We start from the raw sequence: 9,710 nt of genomic DNA on the forward strand, positions 1-9,710 counted from the left end.
ACATCGAGCCGGGAAGCCCGCTCTGCGACCAGACGATCGGCGAGCTCCGGCTGCGTGAGCGCTTCGGAATTGATGTGATTGGCGCCTGGTTCGACGGCGCGTTCGAGAGCCCCGTCGGCCCAGGCACCACCGTCAGTTGCCGGGCGCGCCTCCTCGTGTCCGGGGCGCCCGAACGGATTCAGGCATTGCGGCGCGAGGACAGCTCGACGCTTCAACTGCGGAAGCGGCAGCGCGTCATCGTCGTCGGGTACGGACAGTCCGGCCAGGCGGCGGTCGACGTGCTGGCCGACACGGAGGCCCGAGTGACGATCATCGATGCGAAGGATCGCCCGGAGGTGGACGTCGTGGGTGATGCCCGGGATCCCGGGGCGTACAAAGAGGCCGATGCCGGGACGGCCGACGCCATCATTATTGATCTCGACGACGACACGACCACCCTGTTCGCCACGCTCATCGCGCGGGACGCCAATCCCGACGCGCACATTGTTGCCCGCGCGAATGAAGAGGAAAACGAGCGGAAGATTTACCGGGCCGGGGCGGACTATGTGCAGTCCCTCGCCTCCATCAGCGGGCGGATGATGGCCGCGACCGTTCTCGATCGGGAAGAGGTCCTCTCGTTCCGGACGAAGATTGACGTGGTGCGCCTCCCGGCGGGCCGCCTAGTCGGGCGCACACTCGCCGGAGAAGATGTTCGGGCCCACACGGGCTGCACCGTCGTCGCGACGGTGCGCGATGGGGACGTGATCACGTCGCTCGATCCCGAGACGTTTGTGGTCGAGGAGGGCGATGAGCTTGTTGTCGTAGGAACGGACGAAGGGGTGCAGGTCTTCGAGGAGCGTTTCCTCCAGTAGCGAGGGCCGCTCGCATCCCGCCGAGGGAGCCTGTCCGATCGAACACATCTTTTTGCCGGGCAGGACGGGGCGGGGGGCGACGAGGCATACAGGAGACCCGACCGGGTCCCTCGCAAGGGCCTCCGTCGGTCCGGCAGGACTCACAAGTCTGCGTCGGAGCGGTGTCCGAGCGTATCCGTAGAGACGCGCTCTTCACGCAGCACGCGGGCGGTGGACCGGAACGAAATGCCCTGCGTGTTGGCGCCGGTAATCATGACCGTTTCCACGACAGGCGGGGAGATCGGGCGCTCCGCGTGCCACCGGAGGATGAAGTTGGCCCCCACGCCGCCCCGAATGTCGTCCGTGTCCACCACGACGTACGTCGAGGCGAGCGGCCCGAGGGCCCGGGTCGTGTCCAGGTAGGCGCGCACAAGCTCGCCCTGGCTGTCGTAGTAGTCAATGGTTGAGAGCGTGAGGGGCACGTCCTGGCTCGTGTTGCGGATGCTAAGCGTCGTCGCCAGGTTCATGGACCGCTGGGCATTCCGGACGTAGATGTGGGAGTAGGCGGGCACGTAGAGCGTCTGGCTCCGGACGCGCGTCGTCGGCACTCCCCGGTTGCCGGACGACGAGGAAGCCGTCGGCAGACTGTCGAGGTGGGAGGCAGGCGGCTCGAGGTTTGCATCCCGGTTGGAGGGCCCACACGCGCAGAGCGCCCCGACCAGAACGAGGGCCAGTGGAAGTGTCAGTCGACGAGGTGGAGACGGAGACCGCATGGGAGGACCCTCTTGTCTTCATATGAACTCCTTCGGGGCGCCAGCCGGCACAGACCTGCGTTCCAAGGGAGACCTTGGGGCATGATTGAGGTCGTCACCGGGGCCCTCCTTCCAGCACTCATGCTCCGGATTGATCCGAAGAATCGTTGTTGTCGTCCGCCTGTCGCCCCGATACGTTATAGATCATCGCCGAAAGGGCCCGGCTCTCGCCCGCAACGGCCACCGGAATGACGACTCCGTTACGGACACGCGGCGTACACCCTAAACTGCCCGGCCCCTCCCGCTGTTGGGAAGCCCGCATTCCATGTTGAAGAAACGCTCCAACCATGGCCCAGTCAGGAGACCGATCTCCAACGGCACGCCTGGGGCTTCTCGACGCCACGATGGTGGGGATGGGGGCGATGATTGGGGCGGGCATCTTCGTCCTGACGGGCCTGGCCGCGGAGATTGCGGGGCCGGCGGCCATCCTGGTCTTTGCGCTGAACGGGGTGGTGACGGTCCTCACGGGCATCTCGTACGCGGAGCTCGCGAGTGCCATTCCGAAGAGCGGCGGTGGCTATGTGTTTGTCCGAGAGGTTTTTTCAGGGCCGACCTCGTTTCTCATGGGGTGGATGCTCTCGTTTGCCTATATGATTGCGGGGGCGCTCTACGCGCTCGGGTTTTCGTCCAACTTCGTCGAGTTCGTCCACCTCTACTGGGCGGGGCTGCCCACGGGTCCTGTGTGGCATATTCTCTACGCCCTGACGGTGGTCGGCCTCTTTGCCCTGCTCAACGCCGTCTCCACGGAGGCCAGCGGCGGGGCGGAGACCGTCGTCACGATCATCAAGATCATCATCCTGCTCGTCTTCGCCGGGTTTGGCGCCTTTGCCGTGGAGGGGAGCAACTTCGAGCCCTTCTTCGCGAAGGACGACTCCTCGGTCGCCATACTGAAGGCGATGGGCCTCACGTTCATCGCCTTCGAGGGGTACGACCTCATCGCCACCGTCACCGAAGAGGTCGAAAATCCGCGGGAAAACATTCCGAAGGCAATTTTTATCAGCCTCGTCGCGACGGTGGCCATTTACCTGATCGTCGTGTGGGTGGCCATCGGCACGCTCGGGGCCGAAGAGCTCGGGCGGGCCGGCGAGACGGGCATCGCGGAGGCCGCGACGAGCTTCATGCCGACGATTCCGCTGCTGGGGGAGGGCGCCGCGCTCATCGTCTTCGGCGCCGTCTTTTCGACGGTGAGTGCCCTCAACGCCGTCGTCATCGCGTCCAGCCGGGTCGTGTTCGCGATGGGGCGGGAAGACCAACTTCCGAATCCCCTCGGCCAGATCAGTGCGCGGTTTGGCACCCCCCTCGCGGCCGTCGTCGTGAGTGCCGCCGTGATGCTCGGAAGCGTGGTCTTCCTGCCCATCGAGCAGGTGGGGCGCGTGTCGAGCCTCTTCTTCCTCGTCTCGTTCGTGGTGGTCAACTGGAGCGTCATCCGCCTGCGCAACCGGCGCCCCAACATGCGCCGCCCCTTCGAGATGCCGTTCTACCCGGCCATTCCCATCCTCGCCATTGTGTTAAACCTCGTCCTCGCCTACTTCCTGCTCCGCGACGACCCGTACACGCTGGTGCTGGGGCTGGGGTGGATCGCCATTGGCGGTCTCGTGTACGCGGCCCTGCAGTGGCGCGGGGCGGAGACGGCGAGGGCCGAGACGTGACCCCCTCTCTCATAGATACCCACTCCCCCATGAGCGTATCCGGAAAAGACCTTCGCATCATTATCGCCGGCGGCGGCGAGGTCGGCTTCCGCACGGCCGAATTTCTCGACGAGCGCGGGCACGACGTGGTCGTCATCGAACGCGATCCCGACCGGTGTCAGGAAATTGCCGACGAGTACGTGGCGACGATCATCGAGGGCGACGCGACCCTGCCCGACATCTTCCGGCAGGCCGGGCCGGAACGGGCCGACGTTCTGGCGGCGATGTCGGACCACCCGCTGACCAACCTCGCCGTGTGCATGATCGGCCAGCGGATGAACCCGGACCTCCACACCGTGATGCGGACCGACGCCGAGACGGGCAACGCCCACGCGGAGCTCGTCGACGCGGTGATCTACCCGCGGCGGGCCAGTGCGCTGCTGGCGGTTAACGCCATCCTGTCCGGCGACGTACGCTCGCTGGAGCACGCCATGGGGGTGCTCGACATCGCGGAGGTGCGCATTGGGGAGGACGCGCCGGTGGTGGGCAAAGTGCTGGACGAGATCAGCCTCCCGGAAGGCAGTCTCGTGGTGAGCGACGTGGAGGGTGCGCGCGTAGCCCGGGCCGACACGGTGATGAAGGCCGGCCAACGCTACATCGTGGCCGCCGAGCCGGACGTCATCGAGGAGGTGATGCGGCTGTTGCGAGGATAGCTGCCCGCCCCCAATCGTCCTGTGACAAGGGGTGGTTCCCAGTCCGCACGTCCCTCGGGGTAGAACGGTCAACGGGACGCGCCTTGTTCTCTCTTCACATCAGTCTGCCTGGGTGGTCCGCTCGGCGATTTCGGGCTCCTCCTCCCCGTGGCGTACTACGATGATCGGCACGTTAACGGCCTCTACGATTTGTTCCGGCATCGTGCCGAAGAGAACCTCTCGGACCGAGGGCTCGGTCTCGCCCAGCACGGCAAGGTCGTGCTCGCCGGCCCACTCTACGATGGCGTCGGCCGGGCTGTCGGCGGCCACGGAATTGAGTTCCAGCAGGCCCGCCTTGATGCCGGCGCTCCGCATCATCTCCGCGGCGGGCTCCAGCACGTCCTCGCGCGAGGCGGCGGTCGTTTCGTCCCCTTCAAGAACGTGGAGGAGAGTCACCCGGGCGGTGCCGTCCTGGCAGAGGTCGGCGACGAAGGGGGCGATCTCCCGCACGTTCTGGATCCCGCGCAGCGGCACGAGGACACGGCGCAACTGCTCCACGGGGCCGGGGATTAGCACGGCGTCGCACGACTCCTCCACGCTCACCCGGCTGATGGTATCGAGCTCGTCGCCCGTGAACACGAGACGCGTCGTCACCTCGGCGCCCGCGTTCTCGAAGCGGCGGGCGGCCGCGTCGAGCGTCTCCTCGGCCTCGGCGCCGAACTGGTCCCGCGCCTGGGCCGGGCTCGTCTGCTCCGGCACCGAGAACCAGCCCAGCAGCACCACCCGGAGCGAGGACAGCACGCGGATGAGTGCCGAGGGAAGGGGCGCCGGCTCCGGCAGTTCGAGGTCGACGAGAATAGAGGAGGGAGCGGGGGGCAAGTCCATCATGACGAGATCTCAGAGATGGTGACGGCACGCGCGTAGAGGAGGTACCATCCTGCCGTGGCGAGCAGGATCCCGCCCCCGATTGCAATCGACAGTGGATTCATGAAGGCCACGAGCCCGAAGCTCGTGAGTGCGCCGAGAACGGGCACGACCGGATGCCCGGGGCACCGAAAGGTGGGCTGGTACCCGTCGGGGGGCGACTGTCGGAGGACGAGGAGGGCCACGCAGATGAGGCCGTACATGAAGAGGTGCAGCAGCGAGGCGACCTCGGCCAGCACCTCCACGCGCCCGAAGAGGATGAGGGCCACGATGATCCCGCCGGTCAAGAGCAGCGCCACGTGCGGCGTTCGGTACCGCCGGTTGATGCGCTCGACCTGGCTCGGCACGAGCTCATCCCGGCTCAGGGCGTAGATGGAGCGGGAGGCGCTCAGGATGGAGGCGTTGGCGCTCGACAGCGTGGCGAGCAGCCCGCCGCCCAGGAGGGCCGCGGCGCCGAACGTCCCGGCGATGCTGCGCCCCACGTTCACGGCGGCCGTCTCGCCCATCTCGGCGAGCTGCTCGCTGCCCAGCAGGCTGGTGCTGATAAAGATCGTGAGCACGTAGAGCGTCCCCACGAGCAGCACGCTTCCAATCATCGACCGGGGCAGGTTTCGGCTCGGGGCCTTGATCTCGCCCGCCACGGTGGCAATCTGCACGAAGCCGAGGTAGGAGGTAAACACCAGTGCCGCGGTGGTAAGGACGGGCATGGTGCCGTACGGGAAGAACGCCTCCGGGGTCTGGGAGCGGCCGAAGATGCCGAGCGCGTCCAGACCGCCGTGGCCGAGAAACCCCGCGAGGATGGCGAGCAGGCTCCCCACGATCCAATTCTGCAGGTCGCCCGTGTTCTCCGTCCCCGTGACGCTGACGCCCGTTAGGAGAATGCCCATGCCGAAGGCCAAGCCCACCACGGGGAGGGGGAGATTGATCCCTAGCTCGCGGACCAGGTCGGACAGGTAGTGCCCGAAGCCGATCAGGTAGAACGCCGAGGCGAAGATCAGGCCCAGCCACTGCCCGATGCCGACCATGCAGCCGAGGAGGGTGCCGAGGGCGCGGGAGACGAAAAAGTATCCCCCACCGCTCTCGGGCATGGCCGTGGCGAGTTCGGACGTGGGCAGGGCCACCAGGAGGGCGATGACGGCCCCGATGGCGAAGGAGAGCATGGCCGCGGGCCCGGCCTTCCCCGCCGCAAGCCCTGGAAACACGAAGATGCCCGCCCCGACCATGGTCCCGGTGCCGATGGCCAGCGCCGGCAGGAGCCCGAGTGTCCGTTCGAGCTCCGTCTGTTCGGCGTTGGGCTGAGACGTCGACTCTGGTGTGGGGGAAGACTCACTCATTTTGAAGTGGGGCAATCACACTGGAGAATGCCATCTGCACAGGCCTAAGTAGACACGCAAAAGAACCTTAACAACAAGTCATTCCGAGCGCAGCGAAGCGGAGTCGAGGAATCTCTTCGAAGATCAGTAGAAGCGACCTTCAGACCGGTATATTCCCAAATCAGCGTTCGCGCTGGACCCAGTAAGATTCTTCGACTCGCTCCTCCCTCCGGTCGTCGGTCGCTCAGAATGACTCTCGAATAAACGTATTTCTGCGTGCTTACATAGTCTGCACAGTCCGACTCTTCGATGAGGAAAGAGGAAGTTGGCCAAAAGAAACACACCTCGTCCTAGAGATCACCGTGCGTGTTCTCGACTGGCTATTCGTAGAGGTCGACGAACGTCTCCATCTGTTCGTCGGACCCAATGAGAACCAGATGCCCGTCCGCGGGAAGCGTTGTGTCGCCGCCGAGGTCTGTCACGAAGGCGTCCTCGTGCTCGATGGCCACGACGTTGAGGCCCGTCTGCTCGCCGATCCGGCTCTCAGCCAGCGTTGTTCCCACCAGCGCGGGCGGCACGGCTCGCGTGAACAGGTCAACGCCCTCTCCAAGCACCACGAGGCGTCGTCCCCGCAGCGCCGCGTAGACCGCGTCGATGCCGAGCGTCGCGAAGCTGAGGACAAAGTCGGCCCCGGCGCGATGGATGGCCTCCAGGTTCCGCTCGTGGGTAATGCGGCTCACCACACGCATCTGCGGGTTGAGGCGGCGGCAGTACGAGGCGAGATGGATGTTGATCGCATCGTCGTGGGTCGTGAGCAGCACGGAGGGGGCCGTCTCAATTCCGGCCTCTTTCACGAGCGTATATTCGGCCGCGTCGCCACAGAATACCTCCGCGCAGTAGGGCCGAAGGAGCTCACAGCGCGCGCGTTCCTTCTCGACGAGGTGCACGGGCACGCCGCGCTCGTGCAGGGCCTCGACGGCAGCCCCGCCCACCCGTCCCCCGCCGATGACGAGGACCGGCTCGGTGTGGGTCTCGTCGGACACGACCAGTCGGTTCAGGGCCCGGAGCTGCTCCGTCGTGCCCGTTACCACCAGGACGCTCGTCGGTACGAGCGGCGTATTGGGCCGCACCGGCTGTAGCGACCCGCGCTCCCATAGGCCGACCACGGTCGCGCCCGTTTGCTCGCGAATCCGGGCCTCCCGGATCGTCTGCTCTTCGAGAGAGGTATGCTGCACCGGCACCTCCGCAAAGCGCAGGTCGCGGTACTGGCCAATCGGATGCACCTCGCCGTACTCGGCGGTAATGCGGGTGGCCAGCTGCTCGCCCAGCCATCGCTTAATCGGGAGCACCTGCGAGGCGCCGCTCAGCTCCAAGATGTCCTGCGAGTCGTCGGCGCTGATGAGGGTCGCAATTTGCACCTCCGGCGCCACCTCGCGCACCGTGAGCGTAATGTTAGTATTTGTGGGGTCGTCGTGGTTGGCGAGCACGAACCGGGCCTGATTGGCCCGCACCGCCTCGTACGTCTCTTTGCTGTCAATCTCGCCGGTCACCACCTGAATGCCGTCCATCTGCAGGTTGGCGGCGGTAACGGGGTCCGGCTCCAGCACGACGTACGGGATCTCGTCCCGTTCCAGCCGCCGCACCACCCCCTTCGCAATGGTGTCGTAGTTCGTGAGAATGACGTGGTCGGATGTGTCGATCGGCAGCGACCGCGGGGCCCGGTTGTGGATCTGTGACTCCAGCCAGGGGGCGTAAAAGAAGCGGATGAACGCAAACGGCAGTACGATGAGCAGCATCACGATGCCCGACATCAGGACAAACACGCTGAAGAGGCGCCCGATATCGGACTGAAACGTGATGTCTCCGAAGCCGAGGGTGCTCATCACGGTCAGCGTCCAGTAGAGGCCCGTGATCCAGGAGTGCTCCTCCCCCTCCACGTACAGCATGATGAAGTGAAACACCACCGTGAACAAGGTGATGACCGCAACCAGAATGGCAACGTAGCGCAACAGGATCGACAGGTTGCGCTTGACCTCCCGGTCCTTCAGGAAGTAGGAGAGGTGGGTGCTGATCGTTTTCATCGGGTGTCGAGCGCCGGTGAACGTTGCTCGCGCAGGCCGTGCTCCTGGACACCGCCCCGGTCGGCCTGTTTATGTGGACAAGTTTTTCCCAGGGCCGCGCTACGCCAGCACCTCCCGGAACGAAATCTCCTCGGCGGCCAGCACGAACACGGTCGGCGGCAGGCCGGCGGTGCGCTCGTGCAAACGGGTGTAATACGACACGTAATCGTCTTCCTCTTCCGGCGTCGCCATGCCGAGGAAGACAATGTCGGCGTCGCGGGACGCGTCGTGCACAATCTCGTCGAAGACGCGCCCGTCCGCCTCGATCACGTTGAGCGTGGCCCCCGTCCGGAGCTGATCCAGAATCGGGCCGACCGTTCGGCGCCGTTCCTCGGCCTCGTCCGCGTCGGCGGCCACGACGTTGACCCGTACCTGGGCGCCCTGCCACTCGAGATCCGTCTGCAGCAAGTAGGCGAGGATTTTCATGAGCCCGCCGTTGCCCCTAAGCCCGCTCCACCACACGTCGATGCGCTTCCGTTCCCCAAAGCCCTGATCGCCCCCGCGCAGCACCACGACGTTGCGGTGGGCCGCGTACAGGTGCTCGATGAGCGTGCAGAACTGCTCGTGGTGGGTCGGGTCCTCGGTGTGCCCGAGCATGATGGTATTGGGCTTCAGCACGCCGAGCCCGTAGTCTTCGATGAGCCGCTCGCCGCCCGCGAATGGGTCCGCCGCGGTCGTGGTGCGGACGAGGCTCTGCACGCCCCGGCCACCGAGGTACTCGCGGAGGGTGGCTTCAGCCTCCTGCTGCTCATCAAAGTCGGATGCCTCGCTTGGCGGAAGCACCGTGCCCACCGTCATGAGCGCCTGGTTGTGCGTGAGGGCGCTCGCCAGCTCGATCAGCGGCCAGCGTCGGCGCGGCGCCCCCGAGAGGACGAGAATGTGGGGACGCCAGTTTTTGGGGTCTTGGTTGGCATTCAGCCGAAGCAGGCCGGCCCGAGTGAGGGTCATCCAGAGGCCCTGCCGGACGTCGCCCCAGGTTGTGCGCAGGCTGCGGCGTTGCAGCCAGGCGAAGATGACAAAAACGAACACGATGGCGATGACTGTCGCCCACCAGTTGATGAGGAACATGACCGCCGTGCATCCCACCGCTCCCAGTAAGGAAAGCGACCAGTGCACCTGAAACTCGGGCCGGAAGGAGGGGCTGTCCAGGAAGGTCTCCACGCCGGCCGCCACGTTCAGCACCGCGTACGTGGTGAGGAAGAACATCGTGAGGACCGGCGCAATCGCGTTGAGGTTGCCCGTCATCACCGCGCCCAGCGCGAGCCCGAGCGTCAGGACCGTGCCGCTCCGGGGGATGTTTTCGTCGCCCACGCCCTTCCCCAGCCACTTCAGGGACGAGGGCAGCACCCCGTCGAGCGCCAGCGCCTGCAGCACGCGCGGCGCGCCTAGGA

General features: G+C 65.8%; 7 protein-coding genes and 1 pseudogene. 3 read left to right on the forward strand and 5 right to left on the reverse strand.

All coding sequences use genetic code 11. The features are described from left to right. Positions 1-851: potassium channel family protein (locus V5A20_RS11290; RefSeq protein WP_332316420.1), on the forward strand; the 851-nt coding region annotated here is incomplete at its 5' end. 140 nt (positions 852-991) lie between these two features. On the opposite strand, the gene V5A20_RS11295 is transcribed toward V5A20_RS11290, so the two are convergent. Then, positions 992-1,438, reverse strand: coding sequence for a DUF3124 domain-containing protein (locus V5A20_RS11295; RefSeq protein ID WP_332316419.1), 447 nt, complete (start codon positions 1,436-1,438; stop codon positions 992-994). A 491-nt stretch (positions 1,439-1,929) separates the two neighbouring features. Here V5A20_RS11295 and V5A20_RS11300 point away from each other — a divergent pair, with 491 nt between their 5' ends. After that, on the forward strand, positions 1,930-3,291 hold the full coding sequence (locus V5A20_RS11300) for an APC family permease (protein WP_332316418.1): 1,362 nt from the start codon (positions 1,930-1,932) through the stop codon (positions 3,289-3,291). Between the two features lie 29 nt (positions 3,292-3,320). After that, the gene (locus V5A20_RS11305; protein WP_332327372.1) at positions 3,321-3,983 is read left to right on the forward strand and encodes a TrkA family potassium uptake protein; all 663 of its coding nucleotides are present in this window, start codon (positions 3,321-3,323) and stop codon (positions 3,981-3,983) included. A 99-nt stretch (positions 3,984-4,082) separates the two neighbouring features. Here V5A20_RS11305 and V5A20_RS11310 read toward each other — a convergent pair whose 3' ends face one another. From V5A20_RS11310 to V5A20_RS11325, 4 genes and pseudogenes are all read right to left on the reverse strand, one after another. Further along, entirely contained in the window at positions 4,083-4,850 is a 768-nt protein-coding gene (locus tag V5A20_RS11310) for a universal stress protein (protein WP_332316416.1), read from the reverse strand. Next, entirely contained in the window at positions 4,847-6,220 is a 1,374-nt protein-coding gene (locus tag V5A20_RS11315; protein WP_332316415.1) for an APC family permease, read from the reverse strand. Before V5A20_RS11315 ends, V5A20_RS11310 begins: the two co-directional genes overlap by 4 nt. Positions 6,221-6,579: 359 nt before the next feature. Then, positions 6,580-8,280, reverse strand: a complete 1,701-nt coding sequence (locus tag V5A20_RS11320; RefSeq protein WP_332316414.1) for a potassium channel family protein — start codon at positions 8,278-8,280, stop codon at positions 6,580-6,582. Positions 8,281-8,379: 99 nt separating this feature from the next. Then, positions 8,380-9,710 (reverse strand): annotated as a pseudogene (locus tag V5A20_RS11325) (Na-K-Cl cotransporter); the annotation flags it as partial.

Origin of the sequence: Salinibacter sp. (genome assembly GCF_036626415.1) — a bacterium.
GTDB lineage: Bacteria > Bacteroidota > Rhodothermia > Rhodothermales > Salinibacteraceae > Salinibacter.

What these genes read in the sequence shown, in the direction of transcription:
- V5A20_RS11300 (WP_332316418.1), top strand. Translation starts at nt 1,930, where the DNA reads ATGGCCCAGTCAGGAGACCGATCTCCAACGGCACGCCTGGGGCTTCTC.
- V5A20_RS11305 (WP_332327372.1), top strand. Translation starts at nt 3,321, where the DNA reads ATGAGCGTATCCGGAAAAGACCTTCGCATCATTATCGCCGGCGGCGGC.
- V5A20_RS11310 (WP_332316416.1), bottom strand. Translation starts at nt 4,850, where the DNA reads ATGATGGACTTGCCCCCCGCTCCCTCCTCTATTCTCGTCGACCTCGAA.
- V5A20_RS11315 (WP_332316415.1), bottom strand. Translation starts at nt 6,220, where the DNA reads ATGAGTGAGTCTTCCCCCACACCAGAGTCGACGTCTCAGCCCAACGCC.
- V5A20_RS11320 (WP_332316414.1), bottom strand. Translation starts at nt 8,280, where the DNA reads ATGAAAACGATCAGCACCCACCTCTCCTACTTCCTGAAGGACCGGGAG.